Origin of the sequence: Pectobacterium artocarpous (assembly GCF_046159765.1) — a bacterium.
Lineage (GTDB): Bacteria > Pseudomonadota > Gammaproteobacteria > Enterobacterales > Enterobacteriaceae > Pectobacterium.
In genome coordinates this window covers 151,962-175,181 of sequence record NZ_JBJXVK010000004.1, presented here as the reverse complement: position 1 = coordinate 175,181, position 23,220 = coordinate 151,962, and the positions used below count along the sequence as shown (strand labels likewise).

General features: G+C 35.9%; 26 protein-coding genes. 8 read left to right on the top strand and 18 right to left on the bottom strand.

Annotated elements, in window-relative coordinates; genetic code table 11:
• The first annotated feature begins 13 nt into the window (after window positions 1-13).
• Both ACKQAD_RS03995 and ACKQAD_RS03990 read left to right on the top strand, forming a co-directional pair.
• Window positions 14-418, top strand: coding sequence for a hypothetical protein (locus ACKQAD_RS03995; RefSeq protein ID WP_409158950.1), 405 nt, complete (start codon window positions 14-16; stop codon window positions 416-418).
• A 102-nt stretch (window positions 419-520) separates the two neighbouring features.
• Window positions 521-934, top strand: coding sequence for a hypothetical protein (locus tag ACKQAD_RS03990; protein WP_409158949.1), 414 nt, complete (start codon window positions 521-523; stop codon window positions 932-934).
• Window positions 935-1,351: 417 nt separating this feature from the next.
• Here the strand turns inward: ACKQAD_RS03990 and ACKQAD_RS03985 are convergent, their stop codons facing one another.
• The 7 genes from ACKQAD_RS03985 to ACKQAD_RS03955 form a co-directional block, all read right to left on the bottom strand.
• Window positions 1,352-1,726: an SEN1984 family lipoprotein gene (locus ACKQAD_RS03985; RefSeq protein ID WP_498044227.1), complete on the bottom strand. Its 375-nt coding sequence runs from the start codon at window positions 1,724-1,726 to the stop codon at window positions 1,352-1,354.
• 29 nt (window positions 1,727-1,755) lie between these two features.
• Entirely contained in the window at window positions 1,756-2,421 is a 666-nt protein-coding gene (locus ACKQAD_RS03980; protein WP_409158948.1) for a hypothetical protein, read from the bottom strand.
• A 317-nt stretch (window positions 2,422-2,738) separates the two neighbouring features.
• The gene (locus ACKQAD_RS03975; protein WP_409158947.1) at window positions 2,739-3,992 is read right to left on the bottom strand and encodes a relaxase/mobilization nuclease domain-containing protein; all 1,254 of its coding nucleotides are present in this window, start codon (window positions 3,990-3,992) and stop codon (window positions 2,739-2,741) included.
• Window positions 3,961-4,401 carry a hypothetical protein gene (locus ACKQAD_RS03970; RefSeq protein WP_409158946.1) on the bottom strand — a complete coding sequence of 147 codons (441 nt, stop codon included), beginning with the start codon at window positions 4,399-4,401 and terminating at the stop codon, window positions 3,961-3,963. The genes ACKQAD_RS03975 and ACKQAD_RS03970 overlap by 32 nt, the downstream gene beginning before the upstream one ends.
• A 176-nt stretch (window positions 4,402-4,577) precedes the next feature.
• Entirely contained in the window at window positions 4,578-5,120 is a 543-nt protein-coding gene (locus tag ACKQAD_RS03965) for a hypothetical protein (RefSeq protein ID WP_409158945.1), read from the bottom strand.
• Window positions 5,121-5,232: 112 nt separating this feature from the next.
• The gene (locus ACKQAD_RS03960; RefSeq protein WP_409158944.1) at window positions 5,233-5,523 is read right to left on the bottom strand and encodes a hypothetical protein; all 291 of its coding nucleotides are present in this window, start codon (window positions 5,521-5,523) and stop codon (window positions 5,233-5,235) included.
• Window positions 5,524-5,550: 27 nt separating this feature from the next.
• Window positions 5,551-7,050, bottom strand: a complete 1,500-nt coding sequence (locus tag ACKQAD_RS03955) for an SIR2 family protein (protein WP_409158943.1) — start codon at window positions 7,048-7,050, stop codon at window positions 5,551-5,553.
• 192 nt (window positions 7,051-7,242) lie between these two features.
• On the opposite strand from ACKQAD_RS03955, the gene ACKQAD_RS03950 reads away from it, so the two are divergent.
• Window positions 7,243-7,719 (top strand): DUF6650 family protein, encoded by a 477-nt coding sequence (locus ACKQAD_RS03950; protein WP_409158942.1) that lies wholly within the window; start codon window positions 7,243-7,245, stop codon window positions 7,717-7,719.
• A gap of 54 nt (window positions 7,720-7,773) precedes the next feature.
• On the opposite strand, the gene ACKQAD_RS03945 is transcribed toward ACKQAD_RS03950, so the two are convergent.
• The 5 genes from ACKQAD_RS03945 to ACKQAD_RS03925 all read right to left on the bottom strand — a co-directional run bounded on the left by ACKQAD_RS03945 (window position 7,774) and on the right by ACKQAD_RS03925 (window position 12,466).
• Entirely contained in the window at window positions 7,774-9,594 is a 1,821-nt protein-coding gene (locus tag ACKQAD_RS03945; protein ID WP_409158941.1) for a DUF3732 domain-containing protein, read from the bottom strand.
• Entirely contained in the window at window positions 9,594-10,040 is a 447-nt protein-coding gene (locus tag ACKQAD_RS03940) for a three component ABC system middle component (RefSeq protein WP_409158940.1), read from the bottom strand. The genes ACKQAD_RS03945 and ACKQAD_RS03940 overlap by 1 nt, the downstream gene beginning before the upstream one ends.
• Window positions 10,037-11,200, bottom strand: a complete 1,164-nt coding sequence (locus tag ACKQAD_RS03935) for a hypothetical protein (protein ID WP_409158939.1) — start codon at window positions 11,198-11,200, stop codon at window positions 10,037-10,039. The genes ACKQAD_RS03940 and ACKQAD_RS03935 overlap by 4 nt, the downstream gene beginning before the upstream one ends.
• 250 nt (window positions 11,201-11,450) lie before the next feature.
• The gene (locus ACKQAD_RS03930) at window positions 11,451-12,260 is read right to left on the bottom strand and encodes a tyrosine-type recombinase/integrase (RefSeq protein ID WP_409158938.1); all 810 of its coding nucleotides are present in this window, start codon (window positions 12,258-12,260) and stop codon (window positions 11,451-11,453) included.
• A gap of 50 nt (window positions 12,261-12,310) precedes the next feature.
• The gene (locus ACKQAD_RS03925) at window positions 12,311-12,466 is read right to left on the bottom strand and encodes a hypothetical protein (protein WP_409158937.1); all 156 of its coding nucleotides are present in this window, start codon (window positions 12,464-12,466) and stop codon (window positions 12,311-12,313) included.
• A 243-nt stretch (window positions 12,467-12,709) separates the two neighbouring features.
• Here ACKQAD_RS03925 and ACKQAD_RS03920 point away from each other — a divergent pair, with 243 nt between their 5' ends.
• Complete coding sequence (locus tag ACKQAD_RS03920; protein WP_039308002.1) at window positions 12,710-12,904, top strand: hypothetical protein; 195 nt, start codon at window positions 12,710-12,712, stop codon at window positions 12,902-12,904.
• 58 nt (window positions 12,905-12,962) lie between these two features.
• Here the strand turns inward: ACKQAD_RS03920 and ACKQAD_RS03915 are convergent, their stop codons facing one another.
• A complete protein-coding gene (locus tag ACKQAD_RS03915) occupies window positions 12,963-14,276 on the bottom strand; it encodes an LlaJI family restriction endonuclease (RefSeq protein ID WP_409158936.1) in 1,314 nt (437 codons plus the stop codon).
• Window positions 14,277-14,294: 18 nt separating this feature from the next.
• On the bottom strand, window positions 14,295-15,710 hold the full coding sequence (locus tag ACKQAD_RS03910; RefSeq protein ID WP_409158935.1) for an AAA family ATPase: 1,416 nt from the start codon (window positions 15,708-15,710) through the stop codon (window positions 14,295-14,297).
• A 67-nt stretch (window positions 15,711-15,777) separates the two neighbouring features.
• Between ACKQAD_RS03910 and ACKQAD_RS03905 the strand changes: the two genes are divergently transcribed.
• Window positions 15,778-17,112 (top strand): DNA cytosine methyltransferase, encoded by a 1,335-nt coding sequence (locus ACKQAD_RS03905; RefSeq protein WP_409158934.1) that lies wholly within the window; start codon window positions 15,778-15,780, stop codon window positions 17,110-17,112.
• 109 nt (window positions 17,113-17,221) lie between these two features.
• Here ACKQAD_RS03905 and ACKQAD_RS03900 read toward each other — a convergent pair whose 3' ends face one another.
• Window positions 17,222-18,097 carry an HNH endonuclease gene (locus tag ACKQAD_RS03900; RefSeq protein ID WP_409158933.1) on the bottom strand — a complete coding sequence of 292 codons (876 nt, stop codon included), beginning with the start codon at window positions 18,095-18,097 and terminating at the stop codon, window positions 17,222-17,224.
• Window positions 18,098-18,339: 242 nt separating this feature from the next.
• Here ACKQAD_RS03900 and ACKQAD_RS03895 point away from each other — a divergent pair, with 242 nt between their 5' ends.
• Entirely contained in the window at window positions 18,340-18,861 is a 522-nt protein-coding gene (locus tag ACKQAD_RS03895) for a very short patch repair endonuclease (protein WP_409158932.1), read from the top strand.
• A gap of 263 nt (window positions 18,862-19,124) precedes the next feature.
• Window positions 19,125-19,610 (top strand): Hcp family type VI secretion system effector, encoded by a 486-nt coding sequence (locus ACKQAD_RS03890; RefSeq protein WP_014699424.1) that lies wholly within the window; start codon window positions 19,125-19,127, stop codon window positions 19,608-19,610.
• Window positions 19,611-20,050: 440 nt separating this feature from the next.
• Here the strand turns inward: ACKQAD_RS03890 and ACKQAD_RS03885 are convergent, their stop codons facing one another.
• Complete coding sequence (locus tag ACKQAD_RS03885) at window positions 20,051-20,683, bottom strand: Ssp6 family T6SS pore-forming effector (protein WP_409158931.1); 633 nt, start codon at window positions 20,681-20,683, stop codon at window positions 20,051-20,053.
• Window positions 20,684-21,011: 328 nt separating this feature from the next.
• Between ACKQAD_RS03885 and ACKQAD_RS03880 the strand changes: the two genes are divergently transcribed.
• Complete coding sequence (locus tag ACKQAD_RS03880; RefSeq protein WP_409158930.1) at window positions 21,012-21,161, top strand: hypothetical protein; 150 nt, start codon at window positions 21,012-21,014, stop codon at window positions 21,159-21,161.
• 16 nt (window positions 21,162-21,177) lie between these two features.
• Here ACKQAD_RS03880 and ACKQAD_RS03875 read toward each other — a convergent pair whose 3' ends face one another.
• Window positions 21,178-21,408 carry a hypothetical protein gene (locus tag ACKQAD_RS03875; RefSeq protein WP_409158929.1) on the bottom strand — a complete coding sequence of 77 codons (231 nt, stop codon included), beginning with the start codon at window positions 21,406-21,408 and terminating at the stop codon, window positions 21,178-21,180.
• Between the two features lie 456 nt (window positions 21,409-21,864).
• A complete protein-coding gene (locus tag ACKQAD_RS03870) occupies window positions 21,865-23,070 on the bottom strand; it encodes a tyrosine-type recombinase/integrase (RefSeq protein WP_409158928.1) in 1,206 nt (401 codons plus the stop codon).
• Between the last annotated feature and the right edge of the window lie 150 nt (window positions 23,071-23,220).

The window sequence follows — 23,220 nt, the reverse complement described above, 5'->3', positions numbered from 1 at the left end:
AACAGGAGGCCGTATGGCGAAGCATTTAACACAATCCGATATTAATAAAATCAAAGGCGTTATTCATCTGTGGGAAGGGAAATTAACATGGGAAGCGCTGTGTGAAGCGGTAAAATCACGTATCGGAAAAAGACCAACCCGACAGTCATTAAACATGCATAAAGATATTGTTGATGCGTATTTATTGAAAAAGAAGCTGATCAAAGAAATCGATGTTCCGTTGAGGAAGCCTGCAAACCTTACCATTGCGGCGAAGACAATTAAACATATGGCCGCAGAAATCGAATTACTCAAAAAGCAGAATAACAGGTATAAAGAGCAATTCACCCGATGGCAATATGGTGCTTATAAGCATGGGATGAAAGAATATCAACTTAATGCATCATTACCCGAAAAACGCACTCGAAATGTAAGTTAATATTTACTGTGTAAATATATTTTTACGGAGTGCTTGATTTTTAATTTAATACTGATATTTATTTGGTGTCAGGATGACAAAATAACTGCAAGGATGCATATTATGAAAAAGATGAATATCAATCTAATGGAAAGATACCTTATTCTGCTTGATAGGTTTGTTGATAAGCTTACGCAATCAGGCTTTGAAGAAAAAGAAATTATAGAAAAATCATACCTGTTTTGTGCCGGGTTCTACATTAAATACCAGCCTGAAATAGAAAAACTAACGTTCTCAAACAGGGAAGTAGTGTTGAATTTTTTACTTCTTTCTTATTATTGTTATATCAATAAAATTGAAAATGACATGATCGATAAAGGACGAATGAAAGGCGTATGTTCTTCATTGATTAATTTCATTATTAACAATAGTAGCAGAACTGAAAAAATCTATGTTCATGAAAAGAAGAAGCATGATGCGAATATGTTGAAAAAAGAGTTATTCATGAAAGAGAAGAAAAGAAAATATGGATTGTGAATATTGTTAAGCAAGTAATTTAAATCATATTAATTGTTATTCTGCTAATTATATTATTGGAATTTAATTTGCTATAAAAAAAGCATCCTAATGGATGCTTTTGCTGTTACTATACGCGTGGACCACGTGTCCTTAAAAATAACAATAATAAAAAAGGAGGTGGATTATGAACAATAATCTCCTAAAAATGCTAAGGATAGCGATCTTCATCAGCGTCCTTTTGTATAGCTCTTCAGCTTACTAAGGTGTTGCTGATATATGGCTACCAGTTAACGCTGGTAGCCATATTATTAATCTTATGACGTACATTTTTTTCTTTGTCAAAAATAAATAACAGAAGTTTCCCTGATGCTTTATTTATAAGAAGCTATTTCGATGGGGTATTTCACTTCACCAAAACATCTTCTCATTGTGATATTAAAAAACACCCGTCTTCACGTTGCTTGTTCCGGCATTAAAGATGTAAGAACTTACTTTTTCGCCTTTAAAAGAAACCGTGAGGGATTTCATTTGCGAGTCAGCTCCACCGGCCAGCAATCCAACCACAGGGATAAATGACGTGGCTTTGGACTGGCTGTTGTACATCGTGTAAGACCATTGTTCTTCACCGTCAATGAGGGAGCGACTGTCTGGTTCACCAAATGAAGCCAACACATCTTGCTTTGTGGTTTTACCCTTGATGATTTTTGACTTCACGCTTTCCTGCGTCTCATTTTTCAGGGACTGATTACCTACAGAAGAACAACCCACAAGAGCCAGAGAAACGAATGCTGAAATAATGATTTTTTTCATACAATACTTTCCTTTTTTATTTTTAACTTTTAGCGTTTTACTGACTCAATAAGATTTCTGAGTTCATTTTCAAATCTCTGGCTTCTTCTTTTCATCAACTTGATACAAATAAAACTTCCAATTCTTGAGAAAAGATACGTAAACCACATATATTTGTGGTCGCTCCACATGTAGCCGTCTTTAAAGCCCCAAGGCAATGTGAGAAATGAAATAAGTGCAGTAGCACAAAGTAAAATAAAAATAACGGAGAACATCTTTGGAACAGGCATTGCTCTGTAATACGATGCTGTGGAAGCATTATGGAAAAGCATTGTCAGAAAAGCGGGGATAACAACTGTTTTCCTGTTTAAGTTTACTTCATGTTCACCCGTGTTCTTATTAACGATAAGGGCATCTTTATACGCATCATACGAACCATCTTCGCTATACCGACGAAACTCGTATTTATGGATAGTGTGTGAGCTTCTGAACGGGATACTATAGTCGGAAATCTGCTTCTCATCCCCGGCGTCGGTTTTTACCCAGATCTGACCATTATTTGGATCGGAATCGATGACGGTACCAGAGAAAGTCTCAACAAACGTGTAAGTTTCGCCAAACAGATCAAACTTGGGCGCTGTAATATCGGTTTTCAGACGATAAGAAAGACCAGCTTCAACTTCTTCACTGTGGCGTTTCGTGGTGGTGATACTCATACAAGTTCCTTTGTGTTAGATGTGAAATTCATATTCGATGTATGAAGAAATCAGGGACTACAGATGAGACGGTATCAGCCATTTCAAAACCTGCGTGTTAGTTGAATGCGTAAATAGACTAGGTAAATCAGTCTGTTATGTTCTTTGGCGTGAAATCACATTTTGACTGGGTTTACAGGAAAGGCAAATCACTTGTACCGATCGATGTATGATTTGTGATAGTCTGAAGCTATCATAAAGTTATTATAGATCGTTTATATCGATCGTTTTGTCAGTCTATACGTATAAAGAAAGAGTTATCAGAAGGCTTGCCAGCCCTACATTGTTGGTGATGGTTTACGATGAATTGAAGGTATTTCAATGGCGGTTTTTGGGTTTGACGGTGTTATCTCTACCATTCTCACGCCAGTGATCGTTTTGTGTTTTTCAGGGCGTTTAAGGGTTGGGATTTTAAAGTGTTTCAATAAACCAATGATGATGTCTAGGTAGGGGATGGATTCCAACCACCTGAACGCTGAAACTGCATGGTTTCCTTTAGGAGCTTCTTTTAACGCTTCGGTTGCTATCGCTTCTTTTTTACTTGCAATAGCTTCTGGGAGAAGCGCAACGGCAGAAGTGATAGTGTATTCGTTCTGACCAGCACAGCTATCGAGGGTAAGCGCTTCGGTGGGGATGTTAACGGCTGCTATTGTGATTTCAGGAGCATCTGTAGTTGTGGCCATATTAGGCGCTTCACTGACAGAGGCTTTCAGTTCAAACAGGAAAGCATTATCGCGTTTCGGTTGATAATTGAGTTTGCTCTGCAAGGCTGACCAAGAATAACCCTTACCGAGCTGCGAAGCTTTGAAAGAAATCCCGCCGTATTCGAATGAAAAGCCATTCATCTTACCCGAAGAAGCGATGTTCGGGACTGCCCTGATGTTTTGTGCCACAAGCTGCGGCACAAATTCAGTAATGGATGGCTTGTTAGCAAGTAATGATTCTAAAGCGTTTTGGATGATCGTTTTTGGGGATAGCTCATCAGTTCTCTTTTCTATCATCAGCTCATTACGGGATTTTTTGAGCTTCGCTTTAGGTGAGGGCGCTGCTGGAGATGCTTTCGGTCCTTTGGTTCTGGTTAACTGGTAGTCCTGCTCCAGCTCTTCTATGATACGTGTGCTGATAAGGTTCTCATTTTTACCTAAGTAGAGCTTCCCCGAACTGAGTTCGATGCGACTGGCGATGATATGGATGTGCTGGCCGGCCTCATCATCATGAAGGACATAGCATCTGAGGTGCGTTTCAGAGAAGCCCATTCGGGACATGTAATCATCAGCAATCTCTGACCACTGAGCATCTGTCAGCGCTTCGTTCTTCGGCAAGCGAAGCGAATTATGCCAGACGGGTTTAGCAACATCTGGGCGAAGCGTTTTTGTAGCATCAAATTCAGCTATTAGATCTTTAGCGAAGCTCCCCATCATATTGCCACCAATTACTGAGGGGGAGATTTTATGATGGGAAGCTGGTTTTAATGCATAGAGAACAACACCAGCGAAGTTCTTACCCCTCCTGATTTTTTGCATTCCCTTCATCAGAAGGTGCTCTCCATAGGTCGGCGGTGATCAGGTTCAAACGAAGCTCTGAGATCTGACGCTTCACTACGAAGAGTTCCGTTTTCGTCAGAGAGCTTTCATGGCTTTTGCTATCAAGATGAGCAATAAGCTTGTTCAGCTTCTGAGAAATTTTGCTCAGCGATTTCCAGGCTTCAATATTGATAGCTGGAACGACAGCCGGAAGTTTATTGAGTAAAGATAAGCGAAGCCATTCGCCTTTACGATGACGGCCACGTTTCTCGTTGAGAAGCGTTAGCTCTTCATTATTAAGCCTGACACTGACGCAATGAGAACGAAGCTGGTTGTGTGAGAACTTGGTTTCATTAACGCTTCCATTACGGGGATGCTTACTCATAACGATCTTATTAAAAGTATTACTTGCGATCATATGAACTCCTTTTCATTAAATAAAAGCATATTCCTTATGCTTAATTTATTTATATGATAGAGGCGAATAATGTCAATGCAGTGTGTTGATTTTGTTTTTAATTTTTTCAACCGAAGGGCGAAAAAACAAGGGAAACTCGAAGAAGCAGCGTAGCGCTTCGCTGAGTTAGCCCTTGCTTATAGCTTGGTTCTTGTGGCTTGTTCAATTAACATATTTTTCAATAAATGAAATTGTTTTTCTTCTAATTTTTTTGATTTAAATATTCGGTCGATCTCCGATTTTGATTCACCATTTAAAATCATGCTTGATAATTTTATATTGAACTCTAAAAATTGAGACCTTGAAAACAAACATTGATTAATTAAACCGTTATGCGGACATGGTTTGTTTGTTTCTCTAATTTCATTTAATAAAGAAATTGTCTTTTTGAATTCTTCTGGATGATTCTTTATCATAAGTGAGTAATATTTGTAGTTCGTGTTAAATTGACGGTTGTATAATATTTTAAATTCTTCGTGCGTATATTTTTCATTTATATTTTTCTCATCAAAAAAAATGTTTTTATCTTTATGTAAAGTAAGATATTCATAAGCAATCTGTGAATATTGAGAGCCAAGCTTTCCTTGCACGTCATCACTTGTATTATTTGATTCATTAGAAAAAATATTTGTTGAGAAAGCTATGCTTGTCAGAAGAAAAAGTAATTTATTTATTTTCATGGTGTGAACCTCTGTAATTATTTTTAATGTGATAAATAACTACAATGTTTTAACCATGTTGTCAATTTTAATAAAAGGTCTTCTTATGAACAAGAAGGCCTTTTACTTCTCTTTATTTATGGATGTTATTATATTCGGTGTCAACATTCGAACAGTCAAAACCTAGTTGCGCAGCCGCAGGTATAGTATCTAATAGGGATACTACCCTTTCTGCTGTCTTCCTATTTATATGATATATAACAACTAATTTATCAATTAATTGGTTGCTTGAAATATTTAAGTTTTCTTGCTTTTCGGAGCAGGCATGGAACAACGGCGCGTGATCAATTTGAGAAACAATCTTTGGTGGTGTTGCGTGGACAACCATAGGTAATAATATAAAAATTGGAAAGAGTTTATTCATTTTTTCCTCGAATACTCTAATTGAAATTTAAATGTCATAATATTTATAATCGTACAAACATAATAACCGTCTATATGCTGTGCTATTTTTATCTTCGAAAGATAATAAGTAATTCTTAATATCCTCAGATTGTATTCTATCTTGATAATAACTATGAAAGATGCAGTCATCTTTTTTTGAAATAGGTAATGCCCTGTCTTCAATAATTTCTGAAATAGTATTATGAATATTGCTGCAATTGTTTGCAGATGTCCGTTCAAAATGATCTGCAAGTTTCCTTCTTTGTTGTTCCTTATAAATTTCTACATTATCAAGTTCAGGGCAGATTTCACTGAATGCAAAGATTGGAAAAAACTGGGAACTTTGTATTTTCTGTTTATTTAACAATATAATTAATTGCTTATTTGCTTCCTCAACAATCTTGAAATAATCTTGCATCATCTCAGGCTTGGTTTGGAACTCATATTTGACTCGTTTATGAGATCCTACGGCTAATACCATTTGTCCATTTTTTAACTGGTCTAAATCTTCTGTGATTTTTACTTCTATATCCCCACCACTTTTTATTTCATTCCAGACTTTTTGAACTTTTCTAATATCCATTGCTGAAACTGGTAAGATTAAATCTGATAAACTTTCATATATAGAAGCGTAATCGTCAGTCTTGATTTTATTTATTCTTATAGTGGTCGCATTCCCTATGTATATATCATGTTCAGATATGGTATTAGATCGTGAATCTTTTTCATATTCGACAAGTAAAAAATTACTTCTAATTTTATTAGCTATATCTGAGTTAGTAGGTACATAGGAAAAAATAGTCTTTAAAATTTGCTGTATGTTTCTATCACTTATGCTATACCCAATAAAGATAACCGGATTATGAATGAATAGTGAGAGTAATTGTGCTCTAATTAGTTCATATTTGTTATCGAAATAGTCATAATCTTCTTCTGTAATCGTTAGTTCGGAAGGGGCAGAAACACAACCATGTATTTTATAGACAGAACCATAAGGATTACTTAAAAGTATGCTATTGCCTATTAATGGTTCGAATTCAAAAAACTGTTCAATCAATGTGTCATAATTAGTAGTAATAATTGAACCAATATTTTTTCTCATTTTTATCAGTTCAGCTATTTCGTCATTTTTTTCTTCTTTAATTAAAGTGGTTGATAATATTTTAGTTATATATATTTTAAATCTACTTAAATTAACACCTTTATCCATTTCAGTATAGAAAATATCATTTACTTCTTTGAACTTACCATTTCTGTCATTAGATAAAGTATCGTTAAATAATCTTTCTATATCGCTTGCAATTTTTTCATATTTATACTCACCCTTTATTTGACATTTTGATTTAATGTCAAGATAAGATTCTTTATCTCCGGTAAGCTCAAAGCAGATATGAGATAGGAGACCATTCCAATCAAAGGAATTTGACAGATATCTCAAACTGAATCCAGTTCCAATGAACAGTACTGGATGATTTCGATAGTTCCCGATAAACTCTCTTATATCCATGATTTAAGTTAACTCTTTGTTTATAAAAGGAAAGTAAATATTTGGGTAATCATGATAATATTATCGTTTGATTATCTAGCACTGTCCAGCTTTCTTGGACAAAAAGTGCTTTTTTTTCATTGGTTTTGCTTAGTAATACTATAAGGAATATACTTCGAAAGGAGTTAATTTTGGGTATTATAGGAGTTATATATGTCGATCATAATGGATATTATCTCTGTTATTGGCTCTGGTGTTTCGATATCTGGTATTACCCTGAAGGATTTAATCAAGAAAAACCCTAATAAAGTTGAAATTGAACGTTATATAAAATTTCTTGAACCAAAGAAAGTCTTGACGGCTCCTCTTGATGAGGAAATTATTTACGCAGTTATAAAAAGCTTGGAAGAAATAAAGAAAGAGACGGAAAATGTTAGGCTGAAATGCAATGATGAGTCGGTTTCATTAGTTTTATTAAATTTGGTTTTGACCATGAGTGAAGAACTTATGAGTCTTCATAAGATATCTAATGCCGCTGATGCTAATGTGAAGATGTATAAAAGTCTGCAAAAGATAAGAATAAAGTTTGCCCAAGCACTTGCTATGTTATGCAGCGCATATGATATTGACATAACACGCTCAGAGCTTTCAAAATTTATTCTGGATGTTGGTTATAAACCTCGTAGCTGATAAGTTGTGGCACTATGTATGCGATCATAGTGCCCTCATAATATCTGTACGATTTTATTTGAAATGAATTAAACCATAATCGCCTCTTAATTCATTATCAACAAGAGTAAAGTTCGTCATTTCTCTGTCAAGCCAATAAGACTCTTCAATATGCTCTAACAGTATTATTTGGAAACCACCATGAGACCGCATTTTCTCAACAAAAGAATTAATTTCATTTAGGGCTGCATCAAGACTTGCAAAGTCATCAGTTTTTTTACCAGCAGTACTAAAATATGGAGTGCTGGGCTGGTCAATGACTAAGAATCGTGGAACCCACGGTACTTTTCTACCTCTTACCAATTCGTGAAGTGCAAGGAAATAAGCTACATGTACATACATATAGTTAGAAGCACTTCCAATATCTATCATTTTTTCAACTTGATTTTTATTTATCAAATCAAGTGTTTTTTTTGCCTTGTTGAATATCGGAGTTGCATCCTCAAATCCTTTTAAAGGCATCCGTGTGAATGTTTCCTTTATTTTTCCGTTCAGTAAACTCAATGTATATTCTTTAAAGGCATTATTATCTGTTATCTTGCTTTCTAACTCATCAATTTTAGTAGTTATCTTTTCTATAGTATCAGTATAATCATATTTAGGGAGAACAACTATCCGTTTAATTTCAGAACTGAGTTCGCCCATGAACCGATAAAGTTCGATTGGTGTAATCTTTTCATCACTAACAGTTGCAAGTTTTTTACTCAAGGATGATACTTTAAGTTCTAACTCTTTTCTCTTAGAATTTGTTTTTGATATGAGTGAGTTTTGTCCTTTTTCGGCTATAGCCTTTTTTATCTCTGAGCTTTGGCTCAATAAAGATTTAATGATTGAATAGATATTTTTTGTATATAATATGTTGCTATAATTATCATCTAGATATTTTGCTATTAAAAGAGAATCTTGGTTGTCTTTTAAAAACCTCTTATATTCAGTATTTGTTTCTATATATTCATTAATGTCTGTTAGTTCTTTTTTTAAGAGGAAAAGTTCTTTTTCGATTTTTGTTTTTTCATTAATTGCTGGGATTTCGTTTATATCCTTGTAATTAACTATCGCTCTCAAATTTTCAAATTTATCACTTACAGTTGGTTCATCCTTGCTCTTTTCACTTATTAAACCAAAATAATACGCCCTGTCGTATAGTGATTCTATTTCACTTTCGAAATTGAAATAAGAGTCTTTGCTAGCCGACTGTTTATATTCGATACGAGCAAGATTCCTTTGTAATTCTTCTAACCGCGTTCTCATTATCATAGTTTCGGCGTTTTCACTGCCAAGAGCCATGTCAAAGGTTCGGTCAATACGCTCTCTTGTCTTTAAATCAGAGATTTTCGAATAAAGATGTTCTGAAGAGGTTAGTGTTGTTTGATCTATAAAGCAATGCGGGATAAAATATCTATAGGATACTTTTGACCCTTGTTGTATGAATCTACCACCATAAGGGATTTTTAGAGAACTATTAATACCAAACTCATAATTCAGATGTTCCTTTAAAACATCCTTTTTGATATTGTTAATAGGGATTTGTGGAATGTCTCCATTTTTGTCAAAGTAAACTAGATCATCTTCTTCAAAGTGTGTCGCTTTTCTACAAATAGTGAAATATTTACCGTTAATACTTAATCTAATCCCATACCAATTTACAAAATTATCGACATTTGTTTTTGATATACCATCAGATGATGAGGATAAAAGGCAATAATCAACGATAGCCAGTATTGAGGATTTTCCTTTGCCAGAATCACCTGTTATTACATTTACCTTATTTTCCTCAAGTTCTAAATTCCTCAAGGTTGAATCAATTTGCCATATTAAAATATTAGTAATCTGCATTATAATTTAACTCCACAAATGTCATATATATTGTGTGGTTCTTCTAATAATAAACGTGCAACATTTATAGATGCTGCCTGTATTTTTACGGCTCTTTTGCCAATAAACGGGATCGCATTATCTAATATTAACTTGTTTTTAAATGCTAATTTACCGTGATCTAATTCAGCTATTCCATTTTCAAGGCACAATGAAACACAATTAACTGAGGATGGAAGGAAATTATAGAATCTTTTATTTATGGATACTATTATTTCGGGCTTGGTTAATAGTAGATCTTGAAAAGATAGTGTATTGGTTCTCTTGTGGGCAAGGTAATCTAAGCTTTTTTTATGAAATATAATTGGTAAAATTAGCATTGCATTACTTATTTCAATATTTGATGCTATTGATAACACCTCTTGCAAAGAGAATATACCCAAAAGCTCATTGTTATATATTTTCATTTATAGACTGACTCCCAGTTTTGAAGCCATCCTATTTTTGGCTTATCTGAAAGGAGCAAGAACGTTCCTGTAGTCATAGATTTAGGTAATTGATTTTTATCCAACACAATATTACAGTTTCCTGTCAATTCAGTATAGACAGAGAAGGCTTTATTAAGATGATCTTCATTTATTTCTGTAAAACGGCTTCGTATATACGTTGCTGAATGACGTGATTGCCATTCATCAAGCGCTTTTTGATATATTAGTCTTTCTTCTTGAGTTGTTAAATCTCCAGAGCTTTGTAATTTTTGAATGAAAGCTTCTGTTTTGGCCATCTCATTTATATATTTTACGATTGAATCGCTATTCAAATCCAAATCTGTGAGTTGTTTGTAAGAGATCTTTGATTCAACGTTAGTAGGGTATGCAGATTCAAAATCGTAATATTGGTCGAAATTATTTATACAATTTCTTGAAATTTGAATAATCCTATCTATTCCAAAATTATTTCGAAAATCATCATAACTTATATTTATTTTGGTGTGATTTTTAACCAAGTCATATTTATGTTTAAAAAAAGCACCTGAAATATAATTAAAAGCATCATCTATTTTATCATCAGGGATTGCTAATGTTTTTAGTAATATTTTTATTTGGCGGATGATCCCATCTTCGCTATGTTGAAAACTTATACTATTAAATAAACGTTTAGAAGAATCGCTATCGAGTGAGTTTATGATAGAAATATACTTATAGAGGTCATCTGACTTATTTTTATGATCTTGTTCTATCTTTTCTATTTCATCTTTTATTTTTTCAATGTCCTTAGTGTCGTTAGTCAAAAGTTGCACGATACCAGGCTCTAAGGTAAGACCTTTGTTAGTGTAAAAAATAAGGCTAATGCTTTTGTCGCTTATGGTCTTTATCGCCTCTGACCAGTTATATAATGTTTTCCATAAATCTATGTCTTTATTGGTTATATTAGACTTGTTGATTGAATGTTTAACTTGGATAAAGGTTTTATGCCCTTCGATGCTCTCAAGATGGAGATCATCATAAACTTCAATTCCAATGTGTTCTTCTGGTTTAAGCTCTAAGGCATGTTTTAAAGCAACGTAATCTTGATAGGTAAAACCTATTGAATTTTTATCGGCATTAGTTTTTTCAAAAAAATCCATATGGTAGCCCACTAAGGAAACAAGCAATGAAAGCATAAAAAAACATCAATATTGTTTGTTCACCATAGCAAACACTAAAAACATATGGAAGCACACGTATCAAAGTTTAGTTATATAACTTTATGTTTTTTATACTGGTTTTATGTACATGTATACTTTCCATCCAGGAGAATGGCTTAGCTACGGGGCATCCGTAAGCATACGGGCATTTCAAGCTATCCCTAACCTTCTTGCTAATCCCCTCTATCAGTCAAGCAGCGATAGCTTTAGCTCTCTGAGTTTGAACGTAATCACTCCACCATTGCATCAAATTCTGTCGCTCTATCAGATATTCTGCACGATTGTATGCTGCGATAATTTCATCTTTTTTAGAGTGAGCAAGTGCTGCCTCAAGAACTTCAGATCTGAACTTACCGGACTCTTCTGCCGCTGTTCTTGCAATAGAACGCATACCGTGAGCTACAAGCTCACCTCCAAACCCCATTCGGATGATAGCTGCATTGGCGGTTTGTTCATGCATATGATTAAGCGGCGCTTTAATGCTGGGGAAAATCCATTCTCTATACCCACTTATTGATTTCATTAATTCAAGGATGCGCAAAGCTTCTTTACTCAAAGGAACTTTGTGAGGCTTTTTCATTTTCATGAAATCAGCAGGAATGTTCCAAATGCTGTTGGTTGTATCAATATCAGACCACCTTGCGCGAACGGCTTCACCCGGACGAACCCATGTCAACAATTGCCATTCAATTAGCATACGTGTTTCCAACCGGATTGACGCATTCGTCAAAGATTCCATAAACCTTGGCAATTCGCTTGGGGGAAGGGCAGGCATATTTTGCTTTTTTGGTTTACTGAATCTTTGGCCAAGGTTGTCAGCCGGGTTGAACTCAATAAGTTCTTCAGTGGCTGCCCACCGGAAGATTTCATTCAGACGTGAAATGATGCGGCGTAGAGTTTCCAATACGCCTCGTTGCTCAATAGGATCAATGTGTTGTTTTAAGCGTAATGATTTAACTGATAAGAAAGGGATCTGACCAAGTAGGTATGGCAGATCCATTTGAAAGAGGTTGTAATAATATTAAATAATTGAATTTGTTAAACTTATTCCTATCTATAGTCCTGATACAACCAATCGAGCCTTTCCCAGAGGATGAACGTCAGAATTTCTTTGACCTGTGGCTGTTTGGTTTCGATCACTGCGTAGATCAACGCTCTGCACTGATCGATGATTTCTTCCTGCTCTAAAGGTGTGTTATCGAACATAAAACACCTCCGTAGCCTCTTGATGGAACTGATTAAAATAACACTTACCTGATTGCTTAATGTGCTGACCTTCAAGGTGGGAATTGCTAGACTTGCTGATAGCCATGTCGTTAACTCCATAACGGTGTGGTCAGCCCCTGTCTGGTATTGCACTACCTTTCAGGGGCGAAACGGGTGATGAATATGAGATTTTGTGATAGGGTACGTACCTATAAAACCCAGCATAGTTAAAAAGGTACGTACATGTCAACGATAAAACGTGATACGAAGAAATCTTCATCAACAGGTAAATCTCCGACCTTCCAGATACGGATATCACCTGAGCTGCGTGAACAGCTTGATGAGGTAGTTGCAAAAGAAGGTGTCAGTCTCGGAAACTGGTTCAAGGAACTTGCCCGTCAGGAATTGAGAAAGCAAGGGATTGAGCCGAAAGGCTGATAGAGGCTATTGATATCACCCAATTTAACTATATTTATCAATAGTTATCATAATGTAGCTATGAGTAAATCGGAGCATTATTGATTCCGATATCTGTTATTTTCTGTGTCAGTTTTTTAAGTTTTTTACCATGTGAGTAGTAACTAACTAATTCTATTGGGTCTTGATATAAACATAAAATAGGTGGGTATTGCTCATCAAGGCAGTCATCATGAGAGTATTTTTTCTTAGAGCTTTTGAATGCCATATGTATGGATTCTATATCTCCGCCTTTACCGGGAAAAATGAAGACGCTTCTTATATCTTCAGCGTCATCTTCAACTAAACCTAACGCTTTTGCATAATAAAATTGTTTCACTATATCGGATAATCCTGGAGCATCACTGGTGTTGCTGGCTTTATAATATTTAGCATCAATAATTATAAATCTATTAGTATTACTTTCTTTGATAACAATATCTGTTTTATGCCCTCTGGACGATGCAAGTATATATTCATCTGAGATCTTATACACAGGGGCTGTTAGTCTGTTATTTATATCTATTCTATTATCTACTACCTTTCCAAGCATATGCTCCCACATGCCATGAAACTCTTTTATTCCTGTAATTAAATCGTTGCTTTCTTTACCACTTACATCCAGAAGATACTGATAAATGGAGTTTAATAAAAAAATATTTCTTTCAGTGTATGTATTTTCCAGCTCTTTTTTTATAATTACTAACTGCCCGTCAATGTCCATTTCAGAATGGCGAATGGAATTAAGTGTATTTTCGTAATATGAATTATCTGAGTAAGTAAGCCAGCCTAAATCTGTGCTTATATCCCTAATTATTTTTGCGTGAATTCGTGATATCTCATTGTCAGATTTAGTTCTCTTCTCTGCTCCTTCAAAGTCAAGATAAAACGGCGAATCATCAGTAGGGTATGGTGAGAATGAACGTATAGTCTTTTTCCAGTTTATTTTCCCTGAATTAATTGTTTTTCTTTTTATGCGACGTTTGTATAACCCGTTGAGATTGAAATCCTCAAGAAGAGAAATGATCAGGCTCAGGCTTGTTTCTCCGACAGAGCCTTCGCCAGAGTCGTCATTTTTAACAGAGCTTTTTGGTGATTGTTGGTATATATGAATCGCATTTAAAAGATTTCTTGCTATACCTTCTTTATCAGTAATAGATGAGTTTTCAATATCACTAATATTGCTACTTCGTGGTAAGAAAATATATGGTCTGCTTTTAAAGTATATCAACCCGACGAAATGAACATTTATGTCATCGTCAGTTATAATACCTTTTGATACCAGAAAAGATCTCAAATCCTTTGGAATCTTATTCAAATTCATTCGGTCGTTATAAAATGTTAAATTTTTCAATTTTTAACTCCGAAGAAATTAATATTCAGACGATACCGACTCAATTTTCGCTTCTATACTTTCATTGAAAACTGGCTTTCCGAGTATAAATGCGTTAAATAAATCACCGTAAGTGCTAAATTCCTCTGAGCGAAATATGAAGTTCTTCTTACCATGCCGTAACACATCATCCCAAAGATAAACTAATAATTTTCCTGCCAGCGTTGCTCTCGCAATTTCTGGAGTGTTCAATTCAATTTCATCAAGAAATCTATGTCCCAGCAATCTATCTTCCGGTATTTTTAGGGATTTCAGTTCATCATTCAATATTTTTGCAAAATCTTTCCAATGAATGTTGACTCTTTTTACATCGCCATCTTCAGATAGTATATCAATAGGAATAGTCCCCTCTGTTGCCTGACTGTAGTTTATTAATAGATATTCAAATTGCCAGCGGCGCTTAAACGCAGTATCCATTGGCATTACGGCCTGATCACTGCTATTCATTGTTGCAAGAATACTTAAATTTCCAGGGATTTTTAATGTTGTTAATTTTTCACCAACTCTCTCATTGATATAGTCAAGCATATCAGGATCTGATATGTCAATTTCATATTTACTTTCACCCATCCCATTGCGATCTAATAGCTGAAATATTTCACCAAAAACAGCAGGTGCTGATGCTCTGTTTATTTCTTCTATAACAAGATATACATTTTCTTCCAGATTTTTGACATTGAGTGCTTCAATCAATGCTCTTATAAATGGACCAGCCCGAAACTCATATATTACTTTCTTATTACCAGGACTGTCTTCAACTGTTCTGGGTTTAAGGCTACCGACAAAATCAGAGTACTGCATATCTGGATAGAAAACAGTTCTTATGCATTTTGACGAACCTATTAATTCATTTATTTTATGGCTCTTTCCTGTTCCTGGAGCACCATAATATATTTTATTTATCCCAAAAATAATTTCATTAGGAACATTTTTTTCTATTAATTCGAATAAATATTCTTCATTGTCTGGCAACTGACCACTCAAATAATCAATAGCATTTGCGACATAACTCTCGTCTAAGTGCATCGATTTTTCAACATAGTTTGAGTCATTACTGTTGGCGATAGTAATTACTTTGTTTATAAGTGTAAATAATGGCAAGGTCTGAACTGTTGATAATGTGTTGATCACGTCATCGTTTATATATTCTGAAAACAAATATCTCCAGTCGTCTTCTACATAATCACTGCTTGCTTTAAATTCGTCAATGTTATTCTGAATGTCTTTTAAAACAGAAATAAGCTGGGGCAGCGTGATGGAGAAATATTTTGTTCCATTCCGTCGTCCTGTATTTGAAAAAATAAAACTAGGAGCTACCTGACCGTATGAAACAGACATTGAACTTGATAGTTTTGAACAATCGTTTATAAATTCATCAATAGGTTTTTTATACATAAATTATCCATTGCATGTGTTTTTGTACAGCGCTATGATTACCGGGACATAAACCGGATAAGTAGTAATGGAATTGCCTGCACCTATGAAAAAAGACAAAGCATATTATATCAAGAATTTAAGAAAAAGGCTGGGTTTGGGCAAGACTGATTTTGCTAATCTTCTGGGAATGGGAGTATCTGGTGAACGAACGGTGAGGGGATGGGAGGCCGGTGAACATAACCCTACACCTAATAAGTGGAAAGAAATCATTGAACTGGAAGATGCCATGAACACTAAATCTGTAAATTCCCCTTTTAAGCAAGAATCTATCGAAAATAGTAAATTCACGTTTATCGATCTGTTTGCTGGGATTGGTGGAATTCGCTTACCTTTCCAGAAGTTAGGTGGACATTGCGTTTTCACATCCGAGTGGGATAAGTTTGCTCAAAAAACTTACCTGGCTAATTATGGTGAGATGCCCGATGGCGATATTACTACCATAAAGGCGTCTGAAATCGCCGATCATGATATTCTTCTTGGTGGTTTTCCGTGTCAGGCGTTCTCGCAAGCGGGTTTAAAACAAGGATTCAGTGATACGCGAGGAACCATGTTCTTTGAGATCCAGCGTATACTCACTGAAAAAAGGCCAAAAGCATTTCTTCTTGAAAATGTTAAGCAATTACAAGGGCATAATAAAGGGCATACACTTAAAACAATTATTAATATTCTTCAGGGGAAGAATGAGAAAGAAATTCCGGCTGCTATTCCTATGAGTGATGAGGCTCGTAATGCTTTGTCTCAAAGACTGAATTATTGGGTTGATTATAAAGTTCTGCGGGCAGCAGACTTCGGAGTTCCTCAGAACAGAGAGCGGATATTTATAATTGGCTTTGATAAGGATTATTTTAAAGGGGTGGACTTTGATACGCTGTTCTCATGGCCGGAAGCTCCCAGGACACAAACTCGTTTAGGTGAGATCCTTCAATCCCAGACTGAGTTAGATGAGATCCAGCTTAACCTTAATAAAGATATATATACGATCTCTGATAAGCTATGGAACGGGCATAAGAAAAGAAAGGAAGAACATAAAACAAAAGGTAATGGGTTTGGATATTCTCTTTTTAATGAGGAAAGTCCATATGCTAATACTATCAGTGCCCGTTACTATAAAGATGGTTCTGAAATCCTTATCGATCAGAGTAAGATTGGTAAAAATCCCAGAAAGCTTACGCCACGCGAATGTGCCCGTTTGCAGGGATTCCCTGAAGAGTTTGTTGTTGATGCCGTGTCTCATGGACAAATATACAAGCAATTTGGAAATTCTGTTTGTGTAAAAGTTATTGAAGCAGTTGCAACCCAATTGGTTGAAACACTTGAAAAAGCTACGTCTTTAATTGAAAAAAGTAGTAAGGTGGCTTAATAATTAAGTTGTATATAATTGATAATCATTCATCTGAAAGTTTCAAACTTTCAGATGAATATGCGGTTAGTGATTTTTAAAACTGTTTTTTAAATCTATACGCAAAAATTTATTTCGTTATTCCATAATAATAACACAATTGTTCGAAACTCAGCGCCCAGCTAGAAAGAAACAATTGTTCTCTTGACCTGTATAATCTTTCAAGTATCTCTTCTTTATCTTTAGCACTACCAAAGTGGATTTTTCTATGACAATTTGGGCATAGTGAAAATATATTATATATATGATCAAGTGATGTTGAGAAATCCTTCTGCGCTGATAAAGGAATTAGATGGTGAGCTTCCATAAAATAAAGTTTTGTTATCGGGGATATAAATGTTTTATGACCGCTTTCATATTCGCACTGATAGTTTGCTTTTTCGAGAGCTTGCCGGGCTATAACAGCACTTCTTGGAAACAGCAAGCTGGTTCTCTCAAGAGGAATACCGGCCTGTGAAAGTAAAATTCCTTTCTGATATTTTTCATCATCAGTATCCAGAGTGTTTATTAGACAAGCTTTATCACTGTCCTCTGAAAATTCCTCCCATTTTTTTTGTGGAATAAAACCAATTATTGGAAGAGATATGTTATTTTTAGTATAAATTATAAACATATCTCCCGTATTACCATGAAAATCTATCCCCATATATAATCTTAACTCATTACCTTCTTTTTTCGGATAAACAATGAGGATTTCTTTGGGAGCAAAATTTTCAAACCCCTCATCTTTTAGAGTTAATAATTTTAGTCTCTCCGGTGATTTGTCTTTATTAATTATTCCACGTCTGTTGATTTTACTGATATCAAAATATTGGGCTAATATATTTCTTTCATAACGATCCAGAGTAATACTTCGATCTCCTGTTGCTTCACGCTTTGTTACTACGGAGTAAGCACCTGCATTTGCCCCTAATAGCTGTAATTGTCCATGATTCATGAATGGCATACTACATCTCCTTGCTTTAAATTTTATTTTTATGAATCTAAATATCTGTGGGTAATTCTAGCCTCTTCTGTGCGATATTTAAAGTGAGTCAGTTTGGATGATTTTATACGTATAGCCTTTAATCTATAATGTCTGGGAAAAGTGAGAGGGATGATATACTACGAACTCATAGTGAATATAAGTGATTATAATTTACTGTTAAATCAATATGTTATGGATTTAATCTGATTAGTGGAGTTTTTATGGCTGATGTTCATAGTCCTGAGATCCGCAGTAAGAATATGAAGGCGATCCGTAATCATGATACGCACATTGAAATTAAGCTAAATGCTATGCTTGAAGATCTTGGGTTTGAATTTCAAACACAGGTAAAAGAATTGCCCGGAAAACCTGATTTTGTTATTGAAAAATATAGAAAAATAATTTTCACTCATGGCTGTTTTTGGCATAAACATGACTGCCATCTGTTCAAACCACCAGCCACGAGGACTGATTTTTGGATGGAGAAGATTGGGAAAAATGTTGTGCGGGATAAATATATCTATGAAAGGCTCAACGATGGTGGCTGGCATGTAATGATTATTTGGGAGTGTGCGATAAAAGGCAGATTAAAGCTCTCTCCACAGCAACTTTTAGACAGGGTTGAAGAATGGGTCTGTGCTGGGGATTATTCGGCAGAAATTGATACTGGTGGCGTGCATAAAAAAGTATTTAAGCCCTCTGATGATAGCCAGAAGAATGATATAAGTGAGACCGATTCCTAATGTCTATAATGCTTTAAATACATTTCAAAAAATACATCATTCGGCTCAACCTCGCAACTAAAAAGCTGCGCCTTAAACTCGCATATGAGTGTTATTTTGCTCTCAATAAATGGAGAACGACAATCATACCTTACGAAGGAGCAAATCGATTCGCTGAACTCTTTGACATCCATATCATCCTAATTATTGTATTTGCATCAATGGTCTTGATTGTTCATTAACGATAATATGCAAAGCGCAAAACCATTGAAAAGGAAATTTATATGGCTAATTATGCATACATGACTATCGAAGGTAAATCACAGGGATTGATTTCTGAGGGTTGCTCCACATTAGAATCTATCGGCAACCGATATCAGGCAGGGCATACCGATGAAATCATGATTTTGGCTTTTAACCACATGATGAGCAATGACGGCCATGCTGTTCATAATCCTATCACCCTGGTAAAACCTATCGATAAGTCAACGCCGTTACTGGCAATGGCATTGAACGAGCAAGAGAAGGTTAAAGTGTTGCTCGACTTTTACCGCACGACGCAACATGCCAAACAAGAGAAGTTTTTCTCGATTCAGATCAATGATGGACTCATATCAGATATCAATCTCGTCATGCCTAACATCATTGATGATGGTGCTGGCCTGATATTGGAGCATATCTCTATCAGATATAAAGATGTTACATGGACGCATCACAAGGCTGGAACGTCTGGTTATGCATTGTGGGAAATGACGAAGTTTATGAACTAAACAAGTGCAGGGGAGACCCTGCATTCACTTTTCATCCAGCCATGTGAAGAACTTGCCTAATCCGAAGCAGACTGCGATGGTGATGATGAGATGAATCGTCTTTTCATTCCACGGAGCATATCCAACCAATAAAATATAGATGATACAAAGAAAGGATATGCTGAAAAGAGCAAATATGATGTTTTTAAATAAGAAATACGCCGATTTTTTAAAAATTTTCAGTATGGCTGACTCATGTTCATTTTTTATCAAACCAGTCAGATAATTTTCCTAGCCCAATGAAAATGGAAACGGCAATAATTAAATGGACTGTTTTTTCACTCCAGGGTGCATACCCAACAAATAGAATATAACAAATCCAAAAGAAGCATATGCTGAAAAGAAACATGGTTATGTTATTTAATATGAAAATAAATGCTTTTTTTAAAAAGGTAGTCATATCACTTAATCCTGTATTCTATTTTATCAATTAATTGATTAAACATGCCATTACCATAAACTCTCCTCATCTTTATTGCTTCTGTTAATGGTTCAACATTTTCTTCAAACAGGAAGAAAAGAAAATCTAAATCATCTCTTCTCAACTCTGAATATATTTCAGGATTGTGGCTCTTCAAATACATTGAGCGATATATTGAGCGTTTCGCCATCCCGCCAAGCAGCAAAATATAATATACTGTGCCAGTAGATACTTTTGGTGCATTGCCGATTCTCTTCGCTATTTGAAAGACAGCTTGTGAAACAAGCATACTACCCGCTACCGAGCCTACTGCTTTATGATAAATTGCTTCTTTTTGAGATTCAGAGGCATTCCGGTTAAAGACCTTAAATATTCTTTTTATAGCCTCGATGATTTTTTCTCTTGAAACAATTCCTCTATGAATCGCTTTTATCAATCGTTCCATTTCTCGTGATTTGGCATACCGTGTGTCCGTATCAATAAAATCATAGGCCAGATAGCCAAAATTCTTACCTATCTCTGATATGCCAGAACCCATCCCTTCATAAAAATCCGTAGTGGTTAGCATCTTCACTATACGGTCAGCCAGTTCATCCAGGTCTGCTTCAGTCATTGTTATTCCATCCGTGAATTACAAGATTACTTAGTTCAGATTGTAGTGTAAGCGGTCAATGAGAGGAATACATTCTTATTATATTACTAGCGTGCTATTTATATGAGTGATTGCTTTTATTCCCGATAAAAGAAAAGCTCTATAAAGTTTTCCCTTAAATTGGACACAAAATCCATTGGGGGCATCGGTGGGGCATCTGTGAAAATAGAAACAATAATTTTTTCTTCAGTATCAATAAAATATGCAATAGGTATTGCCCCATATTGGTTGCTTTGTTTTTTTATCTGTGGTATATAAATAGTAAAGATGTTAAAAATTAGGATAGCTCATGAAACTATACGGTAAAGAAATCAGAGATGAAGAATGGCAAAAGCATAAGGATTTTTTAAAATATGCTGAAAAAAAAGTTGATGAAATTAACAAGAGATATAATTTTGATCCAGTTAGGAAGGAGTTTATTAAAAATAAGCCCCACTAACTGAGGCTTATTTATATTACCACTTGTCATTTTCTGTAGTGAGTGGGTTATACGTCTCAGCTACCAAAACCAACTCTTTATACTGCAAGATTAAATAATTGATTTCTTTAACAAGTTCTTCTTGACCAATGTATGAATCATCAAGAAGCTCAATTAGTTCTCTTAATCGCTCTTTGATGAAACCAGCAACGACTAACCCATCTTCTAACTGACCTTTAAGTTCTATAACCGTAATGTTTTCTTTCATATTACTTCCTTTTTATAATTTTAGGTTCGGAGGGAATTCTCCTCTTCCATATTTTGAAAGAGAATTCTCTTTCCTGAACACACTAACTATATAAGGATTCGGCTATAAGAGGTTAAACCTCGTTGGTAGATTAATTCAATCATAAAGCAGTGTCTATATATAAATATATAGCTGATTTATAATTATTAATTAGTGTGATATATATTACCGAACGAAAATATATCCTTCCTATTTTTAAATGGGTAGAGTACTTTTCCAACTAGCCATCCTTGGCCATAAAATCTATCTCTTCTGCGCAAACTCAAACGGTCTAACCACGCCACACGGTTGGCGTCCAGAAAATCTGCCCACCATTGCATCATCAGCTTACGCTCATCGAGATGCTAAGCCTGATTGCGTTCTTGATGACCCATCTGATTTTTCTTCTACACATCCTGTTGCTCTCAGAAAGCAATACTAAGCAATAAGACTGAATTCAGAGATATTACTCTTTCCCAACTTATCAACATAATCCGCATACCATTGAAGCATTTCCCGCCGACCATCCAGATATAGCGCGTGGTTGTATGTGGCACGGATAGCGTTTTTATCGACATGGGCTAACTGGAGTTCAATCCATGCGCTATTAAAACCCTGCTCATGAAGGATGGTGCTCATCGTGTGGCGAAAACCGTGTCCAGTCAGTTTTTTATCGTATCCGACACGTTTGATGACCTGATTGATACTCGCTTCGCTCATTGATTTACTGGAATCGTTCCGACCCGGAAAAACCAACTGAAAACCCCCAGTGATGTTTTGTAGTTCCGACAACAGATCACAAACCTGAGTGGATAGGGGAACCAGATGGGGACGGCGCATTTTCATACGCTCTTTGGGGATCTGCCAGATCCTCTTGCCAAAATCGATTTCCTGCCATTCAGCAGATCGTAGCTCGATAGTTCTCAGTCCGGTCAGCATCAGCAGGCGGGTGGCAATTTGAGTAATGCGACTACCGCTATAGCCGTTCAGGGCTTGAATAAAGGGACCAAGTTCATCAGCCAACAGGTGAGGGAAGTGTTTTTGCTTCGGCGCTTTCAATACCCCAGCTAAATCCGTTACCGGATTATATTCAGCCCGACCGGATACGATGGCGTAGGTGAAAATCTGTCGGCAAGCCTGACGAGTCTTTTTCAGTTTATCCAGTACGCCCCGCTGTTCCATTTTTCTCAGCACATCCAGCATATCTTTTGGCTTGATGTCAGTGATTGGCCGTTTACCAAGGTAGGGGAAAATGTCTTTTTTCAGATATTCAAGAATGTCTTCAGCATAGCCCTTCGACCAGTTAGGGCGCTTATGTTCGTGCCACTCTAATGCGATAAGCTGAAAGCTGTTGTTGACTGCCGCGATTTTTGCCTGTTTCTCAACCTGCTTTTCTTCGCTCGGATCGCCGCCATTCGCAAGAAGCTTTTTGGCTTCCCCACGTTTTGTTCTTGCATCAGCCAGTGAGATATCGGGATATGTGCCAATAGAAAGCAGTTTTTCTTTTCCTGCATAACGATACTTTAAACGCCAGTAGCGTGAGCCATTGGTGTTAACCAGCAGATATAATCCAGCACCATCAGTAAGCTTATAGGGCTTATCTTTGGGTTTAGCTGTTTCTACTTGGCGAGCAGTTAGCTTCATTTGGGGGTATCACTTCTATTGAACCTGCGAATACCCCCAAACATACCCCCAAGTGATGCTAGAACTCAAGAGACCACACTAGACCTTGATAGCCCATTCCGTAGAGGATAGTTCTGATTTTAAAGGGAATTGTAGACTTTAAAAGACGTC

What these genes read in the sequence shown, in the direction of transcription:
- ACKQAD_RS03925 (WP_409158937.1), bottom strand. Translation starts at nt 12,466, where the DNA reads ATGTTCGATAACACACCTTTAGAGCAGGAAGAAATCATCGATCAGTGC.
- ACKQAD_RS03930 (WP_409158938.1), bottom strand. Translation starts at nt 12,260, where the DNA reads ATGGATCTGCCATACCTACTTGGTCAGATCCCTTTCTTATCAGTTAAA.
- ACKQAD_RS03995 (WP_409158950.1), top strand. Translation starts at nt 14, where the DNA reads ATGGCGAAGCATTTAACACAATCCGATATTAATAAAATCAAAGGCGTT.
- ACKQAD_RS03875 (WP_409158929.1), bottom strand. Translation starts at nt 21,408, where the DNA reads ATGAAAGAAAACATTACGGTTATAGAACTTAAAGGTCAGTTAGAAGAT.
- ACKQAD_RS03975 (WP_409158947.1), bottom strand. Translation starts at nt 3,992, where the DNA reads ATGAAGGGAATGCAAAAAATCAGGAGGGGTAAGAACTTCGCTGGTGTT.
- ACKQAD_RS03990 (WP_409158949.1), top strand. Translation starts at nt 521, where the DNA reads ATGAAAAAGATGAATATCAATCTAATGGAAAGATACCTTATTCTGCTT.
- ACKQAD_RS03935 (WP_409158939.1), bottom strand. Translation starts at nt 11,200, where the DNA reads ATGGATTTTTTTGAAAAAACTAATGCCGATAAAAATTCAATAGGTTTT.
- ACKQAD_RS03880 (WP_409158930.1), top strand. Translation starts at nt 21,012, where the DNA reads ATGAAACTATACGGTAAAGAAATCAGAGATGAAGAATGGCAAAAGCAT.
- ACKQAD_RS03940 (WP_409158940.1), bottom strand. Translation starts at nt 10,040, where the DNA reads ATGAAAATATATAACAATGAGCTTTTGGGTATATTCTCTTTGCAAGAG.
- ACKQAD_RS03970 (WP_409158946.1), bottom strand. Translation starts at nt 4,401, where the DNA reads ATGATCGCAAGTAATACTTTTAATAAGATCGTTATGAGTAAGCATCCC.
- ACKQAD_RS03870 (WP_409158928.1), bottom strand. Translation starts at nt 23,070, where the DNA reads ATGAAGCTAACTGCTCGCCAAGTAGAAACAGCTAAACCCAAAGATAAG.
- ACKQAD_RS03950 (WP_409158942.1), top strand. Translation starts at nt 7,243, where the DNA reads ATGTCGATCATAATGGATATTATCTCTGTTATTGGCTCTGGTGTTTCG.
- ACKQAD_RS03905 (WP_409158934.1), top strand. Translation starts at nt 15,778, where the DNA reads ATGGAATTGCCTGCACCTATGAAAAAAGACAAAGCATATTATATCAAG.
- ACKQAD_RS03945 (WP_409158941.1), bottom strand. Translation starts at nt 9,594, where the DNA reads ATGCAGATTACTAATATTTTAATATGGCAAATTGATTCAACCTTGAGG.
- ACKQAD_RS03980 (WP_409158948.1), bottom strand. Translation starts at nt 2,421, where the DNA reads ATGAGTATCACCACCACGAAACGCCACAGTGAAGAAGTTGAAGCTGGT.
- ACKQAD_RS03900 (WP_409158933.1), bottom strand. Translation starts at nt 18,097, where the DNA reads ATGCCATTCATGAATCATGGACAATTACAGCTATTAGGGGCAAATGCA.
- ACKQAD_RS03920 (WP_039308002.1), top strand. Translation starts at nt 12,710, where the DNA reads ATGTCAACGATAAAACGTGATACGAAGAAATCTTCATCAACAGGTAAA.
- ACKQAD_RS03955 (WP_409158943.1), bottom strand. Translation starts at nt 7,050, where the DNA reads ATGGATATAAGAGAGTTTATCGGGAACTATCGAAATCATCCAGTACTG.
- ACKQAD_RS03885 (WP_409158931.1), bottom strand. Translation starts at nt 20,683, where the DNA reads ATGACTGAAGCAGACCTGGATGAACTGGCTGACCGTATAGTGAAGATG.
- ACKQAD_RS03965 (WP_409158945.1), bottom strand. Translation starts at nt 5,120, where the DNA reads ATGAAAATAAATAAATTACTTTTTCTTCTGACAAGCATAGCTTTCTCA.
- ACKQAD_RS03985 (WP_498044227.1), bottom strand. Translation starts at nt 1,726, where the DNA reads ATGAAAAAAATCATTATTTCAGCATTCGTTTCTCTGGCTCTTGTGGGT.
- ACKQAD_RS03910 (WP_409158935.1), bottom strand. Translation starts at nt 15,710, where the DNA reads ATGTATAAAAAACCTATTGATGAATTTATAAACGATTGTTCAAAACTA.
- ACKQAD_RS03895 (WP_409158932.1), top strand. Translation starts at nt 18,340, where the DNA reads ATGGCTGATGTTCATAGTCCTGAGATCCGCAGTAAGAATATGAAGGCG.
- ACKQAD_RS03960 (WP_409158944.1), bottom strand. Translation starts at nt 5,523, where the DNA reads ATGAATAAACTCTTTCCAATTTTTATATTATTACCTATGGTTGTCCAC.
- ACKQAD_RS03890 (WP_014699424.1), top strand. Translation starts at nt 19,125, where the DNA reads ATGGCTAATTATGCATACATGACTATCGAAGGTAAATCACAGGGATTG.